This is a genomic window from Streptomyces sp. NPDC086147, assembly GCF_040702165.1.
Taxonomy (GTDB): domain Bacteria; phylum Actinomycetota; class Actinomycetes; order Streptomycetales; family Streptomycetaceae; genus Streptomyces.
Map to the genome: position 1 here is coordinate 16,518 of NZ_JBFBJO010000016.1, position 18,204 is coordinate 34,721.

13 protein-coding genes are annotated in these 18,204 nt (G+C 70.7%); 1 reads left to right on the forward strand and 12 read right to left on the reverse strand.

The window, feature by feature from the left end; all coding sequences use genetic code 11:
- Positions 1-19: 19 nt before the first annotated feature.
- Complete coding sequence (locus tag AB0398_RS26725) at positions 20-1,390, reverse strand: CDP-alcohol phosphatidyltransferase family protein (RefSeq protein WP_366378171.1); 1,371 nt, start codon at positions 1,388-1,390, stop codon at positions 20-22.
- 185 nt (positions 1,391-1,575) lie between these two features.
- A complete protein-coding gene (locus AB0398_RS26730; RefSeq protein WP_366378172.1) occupies positions 1,576-3,153 on the reverse strand; it encodes a hypothetical protein in 1,578 nt (525 codons plus the stop codon).
- A gap of 237 nt (positions 3,154-3,390) precedes the next feature.
- Here AB0398_RS26730 and AB0398_RS26735 point away from each other — a divergent pair, with 237 nt between their 5' ends.
- Complete coding sequence (locus AB0398_RS26735) at positions 3,391-4,473, forward strand: LCP family protein (RefSeq protein ID WP_366378173.1); 1,083 nt, start codon at positions 3,391-3,393, stop codon at positions 4,471-4,473.
- Between the two features lie 67 nt (positions 4,474-4,540).
- Here AB0398_RS26735 and AB0398_RS26740 read toward each other — a convergent pair whose 3' ends face one another.
- From AB0398_RS26740 to ngcE, 10 genes are all read right to left on the reverse strand, one after another.
- Positions 4,541-5,626: a hypothetical protein gene (locus tag AB0398_RS26740; protein ID WP_366378174.1), complete on the reverse strand. Its 1,086-nt coding sequence runs from the start codon at positions 5,624-5,626 to the stop codon at positions 4,541-4,543.
- 109 nt (positions 5,627-5,735) lie between these two features.
- Positions 5,736-7,214: an amino acid permease gene (locus AB0398_RS26745; RefSeq protein ID WP_366378256.1), complete on the reverse strand. Its 1,479-nt coding sequence runs from the start codon at positions 7,212-7,214 to the stop codon at positions 5,736-5,738.
- A 200-nt stretch (positions 7,215-7,414) separates the two neighbouring features.
- Positions 7,415-9,349 carry a 1-deoxy-D-xylulose-5-phosphate synthase gene (dxs, locus tag AB0398_RS26750; RefSeq protein ID WP_366378175.1) on the reverse strand — a complete coding sequence of 645 codons (1,935 nt, stop codon included), beginning with the start codon at positions 9,347-9,349 and terminating at the stop codon, positions 7,415-7,417.
- Positions 9,350-9,613: 264 nt separating this feature from the next.
- Positions 9,614-10,894 (reverse strand): sugar ABC transporter permease, encoded by a 1,281-nt coding sequence (locus tag AB0398_RS26755; RefSeq protein ID WP_366378257.1) that lies wholly within the window; start codon positions 10,892-10,894, stop codon positions 9,614-9,616.
- 35 nt (positions 10,895-10,929) lie between these two features.
- Positions 10,930-11,709 carry an ATP-binding cassette domain-containing protein gene (locus AB0398_RS26760; RefSeq protein WP_366378176.1) on the reverse strand — a complete coding sequence of 260 codons (780 nt, stop codon included), beginning with the start codon at positions 11,707-11,709 and terminating at the stop codon, positions 10,930-10,932.
- A gap of 315 nt (positions 11,710-12,024) precedes the next feature.
- The gene (locus tag AB0398_RS26765; RefSeq protein WP_366378177.1) at positions 12,025-13,089 is read right to left on the reverse strand and encodes a substrate-binding domain-containing protein; all 1,065 of its coding nucleotides are present in this window, start codon (positions 13,087-13,089) and stop codon (positions 12,025-12,027) included.
- A 122-nt stretch (positions 13,090-13,211) separates the two neighbouring features.
- Positions 13,212-14,423: an ROK family transcriptional regulator gene (locus AB0398_RS26770; protein WP_366378258.1), complete on the reverse strand. Its 1,212-nt coding sequence runs from the start codon at positions 14,421-14,423 to the stop codon at positions 13,212-13,214.
- A gap of 273 nt (positions 14,424-14,696) precedes the next feature.
- Positions 14,697-15,635: a carbohydrate ABC transporter permease gene (locus tag AB0398_RS26775; RefSeq protein ID WP_366378178.1), complete on the reverse strand. Its 939-nt coding sequence runs from the start codon at positions 15,633-15,635 to the stop codon at positions 14,697-14,699.
- Positions 15,635-16,564, reverse strand: coding sequence for a sugar ABC transporter permease (locus tag AB0398_RS26780; RefSeq protein ID WP_366378179.1), 930 nt, complete (start codon positions 16,562-16,564; stop codon positions 15,635-15,637). Before AB0398_RS26780 ends, AB0398_RS26775 begins: the two co-directional genes overlap by 1 nt.
- A gap of 106 nt (positions 16,565-16,670) precedes the next feature.
- Positions 16,671-18,113, reverse strand: a complete 1,443-nt coding sequence (ngcE, locus tag AB0398_RS26785; RefSeq protein WP_366378180.1) for an N-acetylglucosamine/diacetylchitobiose ABC transporter substrate-binding protein — start codon at positions 18,111-18,113, stop codon at positions 16,671-16,673.
- Positions 18,114-18,204 lie beyond the last annotated feature (91 nt).

Consider the following 18,204-nt stretch of genomic DNA (forward strand, 5'->3'; position numbering starts at 1 on the left):
GTGATGTCCGGCGGAACGCTCATGACCAGTTCTGCCCCGAGTCCACGTGGTACTGGCCGGGGTGGGGCTGCGCGGGGACCCGCGGGAGCCACGCGGTGTCCTGCCCGCCGTGCCCGTTGTGGCCGTTGTATCCACTGTGGCCGTTGTGGCTGCCGTGGCCGTCGTGGCCGTCGTACGTGTCGTGCGCGTCGTACCCGTCGCGGGTGTCGGGGTAGGGGTGCGGGTACGGCTGGAAGCCGGGGTCGTCGTCGGGCTCGGGGGCGGGGAAGCGCTGGTCCATCCACATGACCTGCTCGTTCCAGCCGTCCTGCTCCGTCCGGCCGTCCTGGGCGTACGGGGCGTCCCGGTCCGTCCACGCGTCCGGCCCGGCGTCCGGGAGGTCCTGCTCGCCCTCGCGGCGGCGGTGCCGGCCGGCCTGGAGATGGGGCGAGATGGAGCCCGCGCGGGTGGGCACGCTGTCGGGCGCGAGGCGTTCCATCGTGCGCGTGAAGTCCCGGGTGGAGAGCCAGAACTTGAACATGATCACGAGCTCGAAGGCGCCCAGGAGGATCGCGGAGGCCGCGGTCGTCACCAGGACGTGGCCGACGAGGGGGCCGACGATGAAGATGAACATCTGGAACTCGATGCCGCTGATCAGGTGCGGCCGGATGCGGCTGCGCAGGAGGGCGTGGCGGAACCGGGCGTACCAGGGGAACCTCTTGCGGAACTGCTGGTGGAGGTCGATGACCTCGGGCTGGCCGGGCTTGGTGGTCGCGGCCGCCTTGAGGGTGTCGCCCTCCGCGAGCGGGTTCTCGCGGAGCAGGTCCTCCATGAAGACGACCTTCTGCTCCTCCTCGCTCACGCCGGCGTCGGCCTGCCGGGCGAGGGTGACGGCCTCGATCTTGGCGCGCATGGACATGCGCATCTTGTAGATCTGGAGCGCGTCGACGTAGCGGAGCATGTCGAGGAAGACGACGACGAGGGCGGCGAGCAGGAAGACGGGCTCGTCGGTCCGGAGGAACTGTCCGCCCATCAGCGCCAGGGCGCAGAACAGCACCCGGATGCGGTCGAAGACGTAGTCCAGCCAGCCGCCGAACACGGAGCCGTTGCCCTTGAGGCGGGCGAGCTTGCCGTCGATGCAGTCGAGGATGAAGCTGATGTGGTACAGCCCGGCGCCGATCGCCAGGGACGTGTAGTCGCCCTCCAGGAAGAAGAAGGCCGAGCCGAGGCCGACGAAGAGGGCGGCCCACGTGACGCGGTTCGGGGTGATCCAGTTGAACCGGGCGAACAGGCAGACCAGCCGGGTCGCGACGGGGTCGACGAGGAGGACGGTCCACCAGGCGTCACGCTTCTTGCACGTGAGTTTCTGGACAGCCCGGAGTGACAGCTTCTGCATGAGCCCCTCAGTCATCGGCGCACGGACATCTGGGCGGCAGGGCAGCCATTGGCCTGCCGCGCGGAGCACCCGAGCCAGGGGCCGTCCACGCGATCCACACATGTGGTCCACTTGTGGTTCACATAAAGACGGCACGACAGTAGCAAAAAAGAGCGGTGTTCGAAAGTTTGACCATAGGGGCCCGGTGGGTCCCATCTGCGTCAAAGCACGCGCCAGGGCTCGAAGTCCAGCCCCTCCGCCCCTTCGCGCTGACGCATGATCCTGGGTCTCCCGTCGGTGCCGAGGACGGCGACCACCGCGCGTCCCGCGACGTCCAGGGCCACCGCCGGCGCCACCAGGGAGCGCTCACCGCCGGGCGCCCACCAGGTTCCCGTGTCGGGGCGGCCGTCGGCGTGCACCCCGATCACGGACGTCCCGTCGCCGCCCGGCCGGACCAGCACCGTACAGGACCAGCCCTGGACCGCCGCGCCGACGGCCCCGGTCGCGGCGCCGCTCCCGTCGGCGCCGCCCAGGGCCTCCGGCGCGGGCGCGCCCGGTCTCCAGAGACAGAGCTCGTTGGTGTCGGCGTACCGGAACCGGACGCCGCCGGCCTCGGGGGCGGCCGCGAGGCTGCCGGGGACCATCCGCACCGGGACCGTCCGGTCCTCCGTCCAGCTCCGGGCCGCCGGGTCGTAGTGCCAGTGCACGGCCCGCGCGTGGTCGCGGCGCCGGGCCACGAGGTCGACGCCGCCGTCCGGGGCGGGAAGGGCGGCCAGCTCGTCGGCGATCCGCAGGCCGCGCAGGTGCTCCCAGCCGGTCCAGTGCCCGTTCCGGTCCTGGCGCCGGGTGCTGATGCCGCGTCCGACGTTGCGCACGAAGACGTGCAGGGCGCCCTGGGCGTCGAGCGTGGCGACGGGGAAGCCGAGCTGCCGGGCCCGCTCCCACTCGCGCGCGTTCGGGTTGCCGATCGACTGCCAGGGGGCGAGCGGCCGGCCGCTCTGGTACTGGACGGCGGTGACGACCTCCAGGGCCTGGGCCCCCTTGTCCGTGGCCCTGCGCAGGCCGAGGAGCCGGACGTACCCGTCGGGCCCCTGGAGCACGGTGAGGCCCGGCATCAGCTCCGGCGGCGTCTCCAGCGACTCGGGGCCCTCCCAGTCCGGGCCCCCCGGCACGGTCTCCGTCCAGCGCAGGACGCCGGCGGCGGACAGCAGGTGGACGGAGAGCCGCCCGTCCGCGCCCCGGTTGAGCCAGCGGCTCTGCCGGGGGTACCGGGAGGCGGCCTCCCCGGGGGCGTACGGCTCGACGCCGGCGCGCCGGCAGTCCACGTAGACGGGCCGGCCGGTGCGCTCCTGGCAGGCGCGCGCCGCGTGCAGGGCGGCGCGGGCGGCGGCACCGCGGCCGGGGGGTTCGAGGACCGCGTACTTCCGCTCCGCGCCCTCGACGGCGACGCTCTCCGGGTCGGGGTCGAGCGTGCCGATCCGGGTCGGGCCGAGGTCGAGGAAGAGGTCGAGCAGGCGCTCCTCGGCGTCGTCCCGGGGGTCGAGGACGTACGGCTTGCCGGCGATCCGGTGTCCGCGCTCCCGCGCGGCGGCCAGGGCGGAGGCGAGCGCCTCCGTCTCGCCGGGCTCCCCCGGGCCGAGGCAGACCACGGCGACGGGCACGCCGGGCGGCTCCGCGCCGAGCGGCGCGATCGCGTCGGCGGGCGTGGCCACCGCCAGGAGCAGCAGGCCCGCGCCGCCGGGCCGGGCGTCGCCCACGAGGCGCCCGGAGCGTGCTCTCCGGTCGGTTCCGCGCGCCATCTCCGCCCCCTGTCGTCGACTGCCGTTCCCCACTCCGTCGATCGCCCTTTCGACCGACGCCTTCCGGGAACGATAGTCGGCCGCACGGGGGTCGGAAAAATCCGTCCCGGTCGTACACATTTACGACAGCGGCCTATACTGCACGGTCACAGGCGCCCGTGGCCCCTGTGAGACCCGGGGGGAAACCGGGTTCCCCATCGCCCGACGCTGCCAGCAGATGCGAGGAATCACCGCACCATGAGCCAGGACACACGCACGCCCGACACCGGCGGCCGACGTTCCGCCCGCGCCTCGCGTCCGGCCCGCAAGCGGCGCAGGACCGGCCGCATCGTCCTGCTGACGCTCCTCGTCCTGGTCCTGGCCGCGGGCGGTGGCCTGTACTGGATGTACAACAGCCTCGACGGCAACATCAAGGGCGTCGACATCGAGAAGGCGCTCGGCGACGACCGCCCGGAGAAGCTGCCAACCAGCGGCCAGAACCTGCTGGTCCTGGGCTCCGACTCGCGGGCCGGCGCCAACGGCGACCTGGCCGGCGGCGACGTCGGCGGGAGCCGCTCGGACACCGCGCTCGTCGTGCACGTGCCCGAGGGGCGGACCGAGGCCGTCGCCGTGAGCATCCCGCGCGACACCCTGGTCACCCGGCCCGAGTGCTCCCGCCGCGACGGCTCGGCCGCGCCCTCGGCCCAGCGGGTCATGTTCAACTCCGTCTACGCCCAGTTCGGCCCGGCCTGCGTGGTCAAGACCGTGGAGGCGATGTCCGGGGTCCGGCTCGACCACTTCCTGGAGATCGACTTCGCCGGGTTCAAGGACCTGGTCGACACCATCGGCGGGGTCACGGTCGACGTGAAGGAGCCGATCGACGACAAGCAGAGCGGCCTCCACCTCGCCGCCGGCGAGCAGCGGCTCGACGGCACCCAGTCCCTCGCCTTCGTCCGCACCCGGCACGGCGTCGGCGACGGCAGCGACCTCGGCCGCATCAGCCTCCAGCAGCAGTTCCTGACCTCCCTCCTCTCCGAGGTCAAGAAGCAGGACCTGCTGGGCAGCCCCGCCAAGAGCTACAAGATCGCCAGCTCGGCGACCAAGGCGCTCACCACCGACTCCGCGCTGGCCTCCCTGACTTCGCTCAGCGAGTTCGGCCGGAGCCTGAACGGCGTCGACCCGCAGAACATGGAGACGATCATGCTGCCGGTCGCCTACGACAAGAAGGACCCGAACCGCGTCGTGGCCGCCGAGCCGAACGCCTCCCAGCTCTGGAAGGCGATCCGCGAGGACGCCGAGATCCCCGAGTCCGCGAAGAAGTCCCCCGCCACGGGCGGCTGACCGAACGCCCCGGCAGGACGGTGCCCCGGACCCCTCAAGGGGGTCCGGGGCACCGGTGCGTCCGGGGTCAGATGCGCGCCCACGCCCCCGGGACGGCGTCCGGACCGTCCTGCCCGCGCGCCACTATCGGCTCGCCGCCCGCCGCGACCGCCGCGGCGACGAGACCGCCGGAGGCGTCGCTCCGCAGGGCCGGGGGGCCCTGGACCTCGGGACCGGGCGCGGACCAGCGCGGCTCCGACCCCTCCCGCTCCGCCGGGTAGGAGGCGAACACCACCCGCCCCGAGGCGTCGCGCTGGGCGATCAGCGTGTGGTCGACGCCGTCGACGGAACGGCTGACGACGGTCAGCGGGCCCTCGCCGGCCGCGTCGACGAGGGGCGTGGGCGCCAGGCCCCGCTCGGGCGACCAGGCGCACACCCTCCCCTCCCTGTCCAGGTAGAAGGCCGTGACGTGTCCGGAGGGCCCCCGCACGGCGCCCATGGTGCCCATGGTGACCGGGGCGGGCAGGAGCTCCTCGCGGAGCGGCTTCGCGCCGGACTCGCGCTGCACGTAGCGGACGAGCCCCGCGGCGTGCGAGGAGTACAGCTCGACGAAACCCGAACCGTTGGTGACGGCCACCGGCAGGGGGTCGGTCTTGGAGCCGAGCAGGTCCCACCACGGGTGCCAGCCGCCCGCGTCCTTCTGCGCCCGCACGCTGATGCCGCCGCCGCCGTTCCGGCAGAAGACGTACGCGCGCCCGATGCCGTCCACGGTCACGCTCGGGGTCCCGGTCCACCGGAAGGCGGCGCCGTTGGGGTGGGTGATCGAGCGCCACTCCAGGGCCGGGCGGCCCGTCTGGTACTGGGTGCTGTGCACCAGCTCGACGCGGTCCGGCTCGCCGCCCGCCACGGGTCGCAGACCGACGAGGTGGACGTACCCGTCGGCGCCCTGGCCCACCGAGAGGCTGGGGAGCAGCCCGCCGCTGCCCCCGCCGATCGCCTCGGGCCCGCTCCAGCCGCCGTCGGCGCCCTCGGTCCAGCGCACCGCCCCGCCGTTCCGGGGCAGGTAGGCGCTGAGTCTGCCGTCCTTCCCCCGGGCCAGCCAGGAACCCCTCACTTGCGGGGTGTCGGGAGAGCCGTGGAGGTGGGTGGCGGGGGCCTCGGATCGATTCGCCATGGGAGTGCAGCGCTCCGGTCAATCAGGATGCGGGTCGGGTACGAGCCGACTGTAGCGGCCCCTTCCGACCCGCCCTTCCCGCGCCTTCGGCACCGCTCCCGGCGGCCCCTCAGTACCGGGCTTCCCGGCCCTCCTGGCCCAACCGGCTGTGACTCCGCCCGTACAGGAAGTACACGACGACGCCGATCGCCATCCAGACCGCGAAGCGGAACCAGGTCTCGCCCGGCAGGTTGAGCATCAGCCAGAACGAGGCCGCGATGGAGATGATCGGCAGCGCGGGCACCCAGGGGGTGCGGAAGGCGCGCGGCAGGTCGGGGCGGGTGCGGCGGAGCACGATGACGCCGGCCGCGACCATCACGAAGGCGAAGAGGGTGCCGATGTTCACCAGGGTCGCCAGCTCGTTGATGCTGGTGAAGCCGGCGACGATCGCGATGATCACGCCGAGCAGGATCGTCGGCCGGTACGGGGTTTTGAACCGGGGGTGGGTGACGGAGAAGAAGCGCGGCAGCAGGCCGTCGCGGCTCATCGCGAAGAAGACGCGGGTCTGGCCGAGCAGCAGGATCAGACAGACCGTGGTGAGGCCGACGGCGGCGCCGAAGCTGATCACGCCCGCGTAGAAGGGGTGGCCGGCGGCTTTGAAGGCATCGGCGAGCGGGGCGCTGACGGACAGCTCCTTGTAGTTCTGCATGCCGGTGACGACGAGGGAGACGGCCACGTAGAGCACGGTGCAGATGAGGAGCGAGCCGAGGATGCCCCGGGGCATGTCCCGCTGCGGCAGCTTGGTCTCCTCGGCGGCGGTGGCCACCACGTCGAAGCCGATGAAGGCGAAGAAGACCACGGAGGCGGCGGTGAAGATGCCCATGACGCCGAAGTTCGTCGGCTCGTAGCCGAAGATCAGCTGGACCATCGGGGAGTCCCAGCCGGAGCCGCCGCCCTCGGGGGTGACGGCGGGCGGGATGAAGGGCTTGTAGTTGTCGCCGACGATGAAGAACAGGCCGGCGACGATCACGATCATCACCACGGTCACCTTGATCGCGACGACGAGCGCGGTGATCCGGGCGGAGAGCTTCATGCCCAGGACGAGGACGACGGTGATGACCAGGACGAGCAGGAACGCCAGGATGTCGAAGGTGCCGCCCGCGACGTCCGGGCCCTCCAGGGCGGCCGGCAGGTGCCAGCCGATGTTGTCCATGAGCGAGCGGACGTAGCCGGACCAGCCGACGGCCACCACCGCCGTCCCGAGCGCGAACTCCAGGACGAGGTCCCAGCCGATGATCCAGGCGGGCAGTTCGCCGATGGAGGCGTACGCGAAGGTGTACGCCGATCCGGCCACCGGCACCGTCGAGGCGAACTCGGCGTAGCAGAGGGCGGCGAGGGCGCAGACGATGCCGGCGGCGACGAAGGCGAGGGCCGTCGCCGGGCCGGCGTTCTCCTTGGCGACCTTGCCGGTGAGGACGAAGATGCCGGTGCCGATGATGACGCCGACGCCGAAGACCGTCAGGTCCCAGGCGGACAGGGACTTCCGGAGGGCGTGCTCCGGCTCCTCCGTGTCCCGGATCGACTGCTCGACCGATTTGGTCCGGAACATCCCGGAGTTCGCCCGTGGCTGCTGGTCCGTACTCACCGTGGTACCTCCGCGCTCCGCCCGACGTCGGTCTCGGTGCCTCCGCGGGTCGGAGGCTGTGATGACGTCTGCCCGGACAGAGCCAGAATGCACGCGAACGGGCCGGTCGGCACCCGGGAGGGTGAACCGACCGGCCCAAAGGGTGGTGCGGAGGTGGTGCGGGGTCAGTCCCGGGCGGGTTCCACGGTCTTGGCGCCGCTCTCCTCGGCGCTCTCCTCGTACCGGCCGTCGAGGCGCGAGACGAGGCCGGTGACCTGCCGGGCGACGTCCGGGGCGGTCAGGCCGATCTCGGCGAGGACCTCGGCGCGGGAGGCGTGGTCGAGGAAGCGCGGCGGGATGCCGAAGTCGCGCAGCGGGACGTCCACGCCGGCGTCGCGGAGCGCCTGGGCGACGGCCGAGCCGACGCCGCCGACGCGGCTGTTGTCCTCGACGGTGACGACGACCCGGTGGCGCGCGGCGAGCGGGGCGAGGGCCTCGTCGACCGGCTTGACCCAGCGGGGGTCGACCACGGTGGTGGAGATGCCCTGCCGGTCGAGCAGGTCGGCGATCTCCAGGCACATCGGCGCCAGGGCGCCGACGGAGACCAGGAGGACGTCGGGCCTGTCGGTGCCGGGCTCGCGGAGCACGTCCATGCCGCCGACGCGGCGCAGGGCCGGTACGGCGGGGCCGACGGCGCCCTTGGAGAAGCGGACCACGGTGGGGGCGTCGGTGACCTCGACGGCCTCGCGCAGCTGGGCGCGGACCTGGTCGGCGTCGCGCGGGGCGGCGAGCCGCAGGCCGGGCACGACCTGGAGGATCGACATGTCCCACATGCCGTTGTGGGAGGCGCCGTCGGTGCCGGTGACGCCGGCCCGGTCGAGGACGAAGGTGACGCCGCACCTGTGCAGGGCCACGTCCATCAGGACCTGGTCGAAGGCGCGGTTGAGGAAGGTGGCGTACACCGCGAAGACCGGGTGGAGGCCGCCGGTGGCGAGGCCGGCCGCGGAGACCGCGCCGTGCTGCTCGGCGATGCCGACGTCGAAGACCCGCTCAGGGAAGGCCTTGGCGAACTTGTCGAGGCCGACGGGCTGGAGCATGGCCGCGGTGATGGCGACGATGTCCGCGCGCTCCTTGCCGAGGGCGACCATCTCGTCGGCGAAGACGCCGGTCCAGTCGGCGCCGGAGGTGGCGAGGGGCAGACCGGTGTCGGGGTGGATCTTGCCGACGGCGTGGAAGCGGTCCGCCTCGTCCTGGAGGGCGGGCTGGTAGCCGCGGCCCTTCTCGGTGAGGCAGTGGACGATGACGGGGCCGCCGAAGCGCTTGGCGCGCGTCAGGGCGGACTCCAGGGCCTCGATGTCGTGGCCGTCGATGGGGCCGACGTACTTGAGGCCGAGGTCCTCGAACATGCCCTGGGGGGCGATGAAGTCCTTGAGGCCCTTCTTGGCGCCGTGCAGGGTCTCGTAGAGCGGCTTCCCGACGACCGGGGTGCGCTCCAGGATGTCCTTGCCGCGGGCGAGGAAGCGCTCGTAGCCGTCGGTGGTGCGCAGGGTCGCCAGGTGGGTGGCGAGGCCGCCGATGGTGGGCGCGTAGGAGCGCTCGTTGTCGTTGACGACGATGACCAGCGGGCGGTCCTTGGCGGCGGCGATGTTGTTCAGCGCCTCCCAGGCCATGCCGCCGGTGAGGGCGCCGTCGCCGATGACGGCCACGACGTGGTCGTCCTTCTTCAGGACCTCGTTCGCCTTGGCCAGGCCGTCGGCCCAGCCGAGGACCGTGGAGGCGTGCGAGTTCTCGATGACGTCGTGCTCGGACTCGGCCTGCGAGGGGTAGCCGGAGAGGCCGCCCTTCATCTTGAGCTTCGAGAAGTCCTGGCGGCCGGTGAGCAGCTTGTGGACGTAGCTCTGGTGGCCGGTGTCCCAGAGGACCTTGTCCTTCGGGGAGTCGAACACCCGGTGCAGGGCGATGGTCAGCTCGACCACGCCCAGGTTGGGCCCGAGGTGCCCGCCGGTCTTGGAGACGGCGTCCACGAGGAACGTCCGGATCTCGTCGGCCAGCTGGTCCAGCTGTTCCGGGGAGAGCCGGTCCAGGTCTCGCGGTCCCCTGATACGGGTCAGCAGAGCCACCCGTTCCTCCTTGCGTTTGAGCTGGTCGAGCTTGCCGATTTGTCGAGTCTAATGTTCCGTCTTGGATCGTGGGCAGCGGGCCGGGGAGTGAGGCGTCACTCCGACGGTCTACGGGCCGATGATCCGTACGGCTCCGTGCGGGCGTGTGCACTGGTCCGGACGCACCGGTGCCCGGCGCCGGTTTCACGGCGCCGGGCAGGTGTGGCGAGCGTTACGCGCGCGTGGCGGGGCCTTTCCGGGCGCGCCCCGCCGTTTTTCCGGGCGCTAGGCGCGTCCGGCCGTCTTCTGGGTCTTGCGGGAGACGGAGTCGATGATCACGGCGATGAGCAGGACCGCTCCGGTGATCATGTACTGGATCGCGTTCGAGGACAGGTTCATCTGGTTGAGGCCCTGGACGATGGACTGGATGACCAGGATGCCCAGGAGCGCCGACCAGACCTTGCCGCGTCCGCCGAACAGGGACGTGCCGCCGATGACCGCCGCGGCGATGCACATCATGAGCTGGTTGCCGCCGCCGAGGGAGCGGTCGGCGCCGCCGGTCGCGGAGGCGAGGAACAGACCGCCGATCGCGCCCATGGTGCCGGAGATCATGAAGACCGAGATCCGGATCCACGAGACGTTGATGCCGGCGCGGCGGGCGGCCTCGATGCCGCCGCCGACCGCGAAGACCTGGCGGCCGTAGGTGGTGCGGCGCAGCACGAAGTCGGTGACGAGCAGGATCACCAGGAAGATCACCAGGGAGAGCGGCAGGCCCTGCTCCTGGTTGAAGCCGTACGCGGCGACGAGGACCAGGACCGCCAGGACGGCGGTGCGCAGGATGATCTCGCTCTGCGGGCGGTGCGGCAGGTCGGCGGCCTTGCGGCGGTGCGCGTCGCGGAACTGGGCCAGGTAGAAGGCGGCGATCACGGCGACGGCCAGGCCGTAGGCGGCGGCGACGTCGGAGAAGTAGTACTTCGTGAGGTCGTTGACGAAGCTGCCGATCGGGGTGGAGATGGTGGAGCGCTCGCCCATCACCCAGGTCTGGAGGCCGGCCCAGCCGAGGAAGCCGGCGAGGGTGACGACGAAGGCGGGCACGCCGATCTTGGCGAACACGATGCCGTGGAAGGCGCCGATCAGGGTGCCGGACAGGATGCCGAGGAGGATGGCGAGGCCGTCGGGCATGTCGGTGCCGAGGACGCCCCAGACGGAGCCGGCCAGACCGGCCACGGAGCCGACGGCGAGGTCGATCTCGCCGAGCAGCAGCACGAAGACGATGCCGACGGCCATGATGCCGGGGCCGACCGCGTACAGCGTGATCTGGTCGAGGTTGTACGAGGTGATGAAGTTGCCGGTGAGGGCCTGGAAGACCACGCCGATGACGATCAGGCCGACGACGACGGGCAGCGAGCCGATCTCGCCGGAGCGGATCTTGCGCTTGAACTCGTCGACGTAGCCCTTGAAGCCCTGCTCGCGGACGAGGAGGCGGGGGTCGACGGCGGGGATCGCGGCGGCGGCCGGGGTCTCGGTGGCCGGCGCGTCGGCGTCGGGGGTGCGGGGCTCGGGCACCGCGGCCTCTTCGCTCGCGGCGGGAGGGGTCTTGCTCACTTCGCTACCTCCGCGTTGCGGGCCTGGCGGCGGGTCACGGCGTTGTCCGTGGCTCCGGTGATCGCGGCGATGATCTCTTCGTGCGTGGTGGTGGCGACCGGGAAGGTGCCGTTGTTGCGGCCCAGGCGGAGGACGGCCACGGTGTCCGCGACGGCCTTCACGTCGGCCATGTTGTGGCTGATGAGGACGACGCCGAGGCCCTGCTCGCGCAGCCGCTCGACCAGGTCGAGGACCTGGGCGGTCTGCTCGACGCCGAGGGCGGCGGTCGGCTCGTCGAGGATCACGATCTTCGGGTCGCCGACCAGGGCGCGGGCGATGGCCACGACCTGCCGCTGGCCGCCGGAGAGGGCGGCGACGGGGATGCGGACGCTGGGGATGCGGATGGAGAGGGTGGAGAGCAGGTCCTTCGCGCGCTTCTCCATGGCGACCTCGTCGAGGACGCCGCCCTTCTTGATCTCGCGGCCGAGGAACAGGTTGGCGACGACGTCGAGGTTGTCGCAGAGGGCGAGGTCCTGGTAGACGGTCGCGACGCCGAGGTTCTGGGAGTCCTGCGGGCGGGAGATCTCGACCCGCTCGCCCTCCCACTCGATGACGCCCTCGTCGATAGGGTGCACGCCGGCGATCGTCTTGACCAGCGTGGACTTTCCCGCTCCGTTGTCGCCGACGAGCGCGACGACCTCACCTGCGTGGACTTCGAGATCGACACCGGAGAGGACCTGGACCGCTCCGAATCGCTTGAAGATCCCGCGCAACGCCAGCACGGGCGTCTGGGACACGTGAACCAACTCCTTCGCCGCCCGCGGACGGCGGCACGTCGCGCCGCCGGTGCAGCGCCAACAAAGTTCTGGGGGGTGGGCTTCGTCCGGTCCCCGGACCGACAGCGGGGTCTGGGTCGGCCGGGGACCGGACGGGCTCGGGGGAGGGATCCCGGCCCGTCGCCGGTCGTCGTACGGGGTGTTCACCCTCTGTACGCGAGCGGCGGGGCCGCGCGTCCGGCGCCGTCTCGGTCGGGAGACGGCCGGGGGCCGGGCGGGGCCGGGCCGGGATCCGTGGTGCCGGGCCCTCGGGGGCCCGGCGGGGTGGAGCGGGGGTTACTTGACGCCCAGCTCGGTGCACTTGGCGGCGAGGTCCGCGGTGCAGAGGTCGGCGGCCTTGTAGATGCCGTCCTTGACGACCGTGTCCTGGATGTTGGTCTTGTCGACCACGACCGGCGGGAAGAGCGTGGACGGCACGCCGTCGGTGTCGCCCTGGGCGCCGAGGTCCTTGCCCTGGAGCAGGTTCACCGCGAACTTGGCGGCCTCGGGGGCCAGCTGGAGCGGCGACTTGTAGATCGTGAAGGTCTGGGTGCCGGCGATGATGCGCTGGATGCCCGCGACCTCGGCGTCCTGGCCGCCCACCGGGATGCCCTTGATGCCGGCGTTCTCCAGGGAGGTGACGATGCCGCCCGCCATGCCGTCGTTGGCGGAGTAGACGGCGCCGATCTTGTCCTTGCCGACCGAGGAGATCGCGGCGGACATCTTCTCGCCGGCGATCTTCGGGTCCCACTCGCCGGAGGCCTCGTAGGCGATCTTGCCGACCTTGCCGTCGAGCGCGGTGTGGGCGCCCTTCTTGAACAGGGCGGCGTTCGGGTCCTTCTCGTCGCCGTTGATCATCACGACGTTGGCGGCGGCGGCCTTGTCGCCGAGCGCGGTCAGCAGGGCCTGGCCCTGGAGCTCGCCGACCTTGTTGTTGTCGTGGCTGACGTAGGCGTCGGCGCCCTTGACGGCACGGTCGTACGCGACGACCTTGACGCCCTTGGCCTTGGCGTCCTTGACCCAGCTCTCGGCCTTGGTGGCGTCCACCGGGTCGAGGGCGATGACCTTGATGCCGTCGGCGATGAACTGGTCGAACTGCTGCTTCTGCTTGACGACGTCGGAGACGGCGTTGTTGTAGACGACCTCGCAGTCGCCGCACGCGGCCTTGACGGCCTTCTCGAACTGGGGCTTGTCCAGGGCCTCGTAGCGCGAGGTCTTGTTCTCGGGCAGGAGCAGACCGATCTTGGTCGAGCTGCCCTTGTCGCCGCTGTCGTCGCCGCCGGCCTGGCCACAGGCGGCGAGCGAGAGGGCCATCGACACCGCGGCCGTGGCTATGACGGCACGACGCGTCACTGCGTTCATTTGGGGTTGCCTCCCTGACGAGGCCGCGACGTTGCGGCCGAGGTGGCACGAAGTCAACTCGGCCGCAACGTTGACGTCAAGAAGTAAATTCTTAACGAGATGACAACGGTGGTGTTCGTTATCTAAGTGAAGGCAAGCCGAGAGGCCGGAGCGGCGGCGGGCAGGGCGCTCTCCAACAGGGTCGAATCGCCCATTTCGCTCAGCACGAGGGCGAGCGCGCCCAGCACCTCGGCGCGCCCGCCGAGGGCCCCCTGGGCCAGTGAGAGCTGCCGGGCGGCACTGGGGATCGCGTACCGCGAGACGGAATCCCTGATGGGCGCCAGGACCAGCTCACCGGCCTCTGCGAGGTCCCCGCCGAGCACCACCCGGCTGGGGTTGAGGAGGTTGCAGAGGTTGGCGATGCCGCTGCCGATGTGCCGTCCGACGTCCGCGATCACCCGGCGGCAGCCGGGGTCGCCCTCCCGGGCGAGCTGGACGACCCGCTCCATGGTCAGGTCGGGCCCGTGGCTGGGCTGGAGCAGCGGCAGGACGTAGCGGGCGGCCGTGAAGGTCTCCAGGCAGCCGCGGTTGCCGCAGCGGCAGACCGGCCCCGACTCGTCCAGGGTGATGTGCCCGATCTCCCCCGCGGTGCCGCCGGGGCCCCGGTAGACCCGTCCGTCTATGACCAGGCCGGCGCCGACGCCGCTGGCCACCTTGATGTACGCCAGGTCCTTGACGCCCCGGCCGCCGCCCCAGACCAGCTCGCCGAGCGCGCCGAGGTTGGCGTCGTTGTCGACGTGCACGGGGACCCCGAGGCGGCCCGAAAGCTCCTCGGCGGGGTTGATGCCGCTCCACCCCGGCAGGATCGACGTCGAGCCGAGGGTCCCGGAGGAGACGTCGATCGGGCCCGGTACGCCGAGGCCGACGCCGATCACCTTGTCGGGGCCGATCCCGGTGGCCAGGATCAGCCGTTTGACCAGCTGTTCCGCCCGGTCGAAGCCCTCGGCGGCGGAGGCGTCGACGTCGAGCGGCTCGGCCTCCTCGGCGAGCACCTGGTGGGCGAGGTTGCCGACGGCGACCCGCAGGTGGGTGTGGCCGAAGTCGACCCCGATCACGATGCCGGCGTCGCCGGAGAGCGAGACGCTGCGGGCCCGGCGGCCCCCGGCCGAGGTGGGCGTGACCTCGACGGTGCCGCCGTCCTTCAGCTCCCGCACGATGTTGGAGACCGTGGCGGCGGAGAGGCCCGTCGCCCGGGCGATCTCCGCCTGGGTGAGCGAGCCGGCCATGCGCACCGCCCGGACGACCCGTTCGAGATTGGCCCTGTGCAGAGAAGTCTGCGACCCCGGAGTCTCCATCGACTCACTCACTCCCACCGTTTTCTCCAACATGTGAACTCTAAGGGGACGCTTTCGGCTTGCTCCCCGTCAAGACCTTGAGTGTCGGAGGTGAGGGTCACACGGTGTTCGCACCGGGTTTCCCGGGCCGCCCTCCCCCGGTCCCGTACCGCCGGAAGGGCTCCGCCCGGTACCGCCGGAAGGGCCCCGTCCCGTACGACCCGAAGGGCCCCCGGCGCGCGGTGCGCCGGGGGCCCTTCGGGAGCGGTGGCGGGGCCGGTGCGGCCCCGGGGATCACTTCACGGCGCCGGCGGTCAGACCGGCCACCACCTGCCGCTGGAAGACGATGTACGCGACGAGGACCGGGAGCATGGCCATCACCAGACCGGCGAAGAGGCCCGACCAGTCGCCCTTGTAGCCCTGGCTGACCGCCAGCTGGACGAGGCCCTGCGAGAGCACCTTCCGCTCCGGCTCGGTGTTGAGCACGGTCGGCAGCAGGTACTGGTTCCACTGCCCCAGGAAGTTGAAGATGCCGACGCTGATGAGGCCCGGCTTGGCCATCGGCAGCATCACCTGGAAGAAGGTCCGGGTGTGCGAGGCCCCGTCCACGAAGGCCGCCTCCGCCACCGAGGTCGGCAGGGTGCGGAAGAAGGCCGTGAGGAAGAAGACCGTGAACGGCAGCGAGTACGCGATGTAGACGAGGATCAGGCCGTGCAGCGTGTTGAGCAGGGCCATGTTCTGCATCACGTAGAACAGCGGCACGAGCGCCAGGATGATCGGGAAGCTCATTCCCCCGATGAAGAGGAAGTAGAGGAAGCGGTTGCCCGGGAACTCGAAGCGGGCCAGGACGTAGGCCGCCATCGAGCCGAGGAGCAGCGTGCCGATCAGCGAGCCGCCGACCACCAGGATGGTGTTCAGGAAGTAGTCGCTCATGTGCGCCTCGGTCCAGGCGCGCGACCAGTTCTCGAAGTGCAGCCTGTCGGGCAGCGCCCACGGGGAGGTGAAGATCGCCCGGTCGGTCTTGAAGGAGGTCATGACCGCCCAGAGCAGCGGCATGACGACCATGATCGCCCAGAGGATCAGGATGCCGTGGGAGAAGACGTTGAGGGTCGCGCCCTCGCCCTTCGGCTCCTTGCGGGGCGCGGGGGCGGTCGTCTTGGCGACCACGGGGTCCGGTTCCGCCGGGGAGCCGGAGCCGTCCACTCCGGCGGGGGTCGTGTCGGTGATCTTCATCAGAACTCCAGGCGCTCGCGCCGGCCCAGCTTCATCACGACGGCCGCGAAGGCCAGCGTCACGAGGAGCAGGGCGACGCCGATGGTCGTGGCGTAGGCGGCCTGACCGTCCCGGAACGCCTTCTGGTACACGTACAGCGGCAGGACGATGGTCGAGTAGTCGGGTCCGCCGCCGCTGGGGCCGACGGTCATGATCTGGACGACGGCGAAGGACTCGGCCCCGAGGGCGAGGATGCCCATGTAGATCCAGCCGGACTGCACGGTGTCCCAGAGCAGCGGCAGGGTGATCTTGAAGAAGGTGGTGAAGCGGTTCGCGCCGTCGAGCAGGGCCGCTTCGTAGAAGTCCTTGGGAATGGACGCCATGCCGGCCGAGAAGAGGACGACGAAGAATCCGACGGTGGACCAGACGAGGACGACCATCACGCAGATGAGGGCGAGGTCCGGGTCTCCGAGCCAGTCCGGCTGGACGCTGCCGAGACCGACGCCCTTCAGCACGGAGTTGATGGCTCCGCTGTTCGGGTTGTACGCGAACTGGAAGAGCAGCGCGACGATCGCGATCGACAGCACCTGCGGGAAGAAATACACGATCTTGTAGAAGGAGGACCCGCGCACACCGGAGATGGCCGCGCCCTTGCGGCGCCGACCGCCGACATTGAGCATGAAGGCGAAGAACAGCGCGAGGCCGACGGTCACCAGCGGCAGCACCACCGCGAAGGTCAGGCTGTGCTGGAGCGATTTCCAGAAGATCTCGTCGTCCAGCATCCTGCTGTAGTTGTCGAATCCGATCATTCCGAATTCGGGGCTCAGTCCGGTCCAGTCCGTGAGGGAGTAGTAGATGGACTGGATGAAAGGCCAGATGACGAACAGCGCGTAGAGCGCGAGGGGGGCCGTCAGGAACCCCACGATGAAACGGTACTTGCCGTGTTGCATGTCCTACCGACCCCGATCTTTCCCGCGCCGGGCACGCCGCTCGTGCCGCGCGCCAAGGGGCCGGGGCCCGCTCCCGGTCGGCGGGAAGGGGCCCCGGCACCGCTCGTCAGTGCTTGTAGTGCTTGATCGAGGAGTCCTTGGCCGCCTCGTCGGCGAACTTCTGGATCTTCTTGATCGTCTCGGCCGGGGTGGCGCGCCCGGCCATCATCTCGCCGATGCCGGCGACGCCGATCTTCTCCTTCTGGAGGGCGACGTACCAGTCCTGGAGGCGCGGGTTGACGACGTTCTGGCCGGCCTTCTCCAGGGCGGCGACGCCGGACTTGAGGCCCGGGGAGAGCTCGATGCCGTCGGTGCCGCCGTTGAGGGCGGTCAGGGACTTCACGGACTGCGTGAAGTTCTTGGAGGAGGCCTCGCTGAGCATGATGCGGAGCTGCTCCATGCCGCCCTCGGCGTTCTTCGCCTTGGCCGGGACGACGAAGGGCTCGCCGCCGGCGGCCCAGATGGTGCCGAACGGCATCTTGTCGGAGGCGTCGAGGCCGGTCGGGCCGGAGACGGCCAGGCCGAAGTCGGCCGGCATGGTCTTCGCGGCCTCGTTCTCCACCCAGGAGCCGTTCGGGATGAACAGGGCCTTGCCCTCGGTCCAGGCGGTCTGCGACTGGATGTGGTCGAGGCCGGGGGTGCCCTTGAGGATGTAGCCCTTCTGGACCAGCTCGTAGTACGCCTCGAAACACGCCTTGACGGCGGGGTGCTCCCAGGCCTTGGGCTCCAGGTTGTCGATGGCGTCCAGGACCTCGCGGCCGCCGACCTTGCCGATCATCGGGTAGAGCGAGAAGGGGACGTAGTACGGGTGCTTGCCCGCGTACGTCCAGGCGGCGATGCCCTTCTTCTTGGCCTTCTCGCAGACGGCCAGCATCTCGTCCCAGGTCTCCGGGTACTTCGCGTCGAGCGAGTCGAGGAGCTTCTGCGAGTACCAGACGCCGTAGACGGTGTAGGCGTAGTTGAGGATCCAGCACTGCTCGCCGTCGAACTGGCCCATCTCGACGATGCCGGGCCGCAGCGTGTCGCGGACCTTCTTGCTCGGGTCGTCGACCGAGGGCGCGTCGAGCAGCGGGGTGAGGTCCGCCAGCTGCTTCTGGCCGACGAGGACGCCCATGTCCATCTGCTCGGCGCCGGAGTTGTCGATGAGGTCCGGCGGGGTGCCGCCGTTGAAGCGCGGCTGCAGCGTGGTGGTGATCTTCTGGGTCGGGGTGAACTTGACGCTGGCCTTGGGGTAATTGGTCTCGTAGACCTTGATCGCGTCCTTGGCGTACTGCTGTCCGAATCCGCCGTCGAAGAGGACGAAGTCGAGCGGCGCCGACTCGTTCACGCCGAGCGGGTTCTTGTCGGACTTCGTCCCCTTCTCGACCTTTCCGTTGCCACCGCTGTCACTGCTCGCACAGGCGGACAGGAACCCCATGGTCGGTACGGAGATCAGACCGATAGCGGCGGAACGCTTGATCAGATCGCGACGGCCGAGGCCCCCATTGGTCTGTGCGGAGGTGGATCCCATGCTCAAGTCCTCGCCTTCATTCAGGACTCAGGCGGTGTACCGGTCGCCCGTTCTCAACTCGCCACAGGCGAAGGGCCCCGCCACCGCGGTC

Coding starts and splice junctions, on each gene's coding strand:
- AB0398_RS26725 (WP_366378171.1), bottom strand. CDS start 1,390: ATGACTGAGGGGCTCATGCAGAAGCTGTCACTCCGGGCTGTCCAGAAA.
- AB0398_RS26730 (WP_366378172.1), bottom strand. CDS start 3,153: ATGGCGCGCGGAACCGACCGGAGAGCACGCTCCGGGCGCCTCGTGGGC.
- AB0398_RS26735 (WP_366378173.1), top strand. CDS start 3,391: ATGAGCCAGGACACACGCACGCCCGACACCGGCGGCCGACGTTCCGCC.
- AB0398_RS26740 (WP_366378174.1), bottom strand. CDS start 5,626: ATGGCGAATCGATCCGAGGCCCCCGCCACCCACCTCCACGGCTCTCCC.
- AB0398_RS26745 (WP_366378256.1), bottom strand. CDS start 7,214: ATGTTCCGGACCAAATCGGTCGAGCAGTCGATCCGGGACACGGAGGAG.
- AB0398_RS26765 (WP_366378177.1), bottom strand. CDS start 13,089: ATGAACGCAGTGACGCGTCGTGCCGTCATAGCCACGGCCGCGGTGTCG.
- AB0398_RS26770 (WP_366378258.1), bottom strand. CDS start 14,423: ATGGAGACTCCGGGGTCGCAGACTTCTCTGCACAGGGCCAATCTCGAA.
- AB0398_RS26775 (WP_366378178.1), bottom strand. CDS start 15,635: ATGAAGATCACCGACACGACCCCCGCCGGAGTGGACGGCTCCGGCTCC.
- AB0398_RS26780 (WP_366378179.1), bottom strand. CDS start 16,564: ATGCAACACGGCAAGTACCGTTTCATCGTGGGGTTCCTGACGGCCCCC.
- ngcE (WP_366378180.1), bottom strand. CDS start 18,113: ATGGGATCCACCTCCGCACAGACCAATGGGGGCCTCGGCCGTCGCGAT.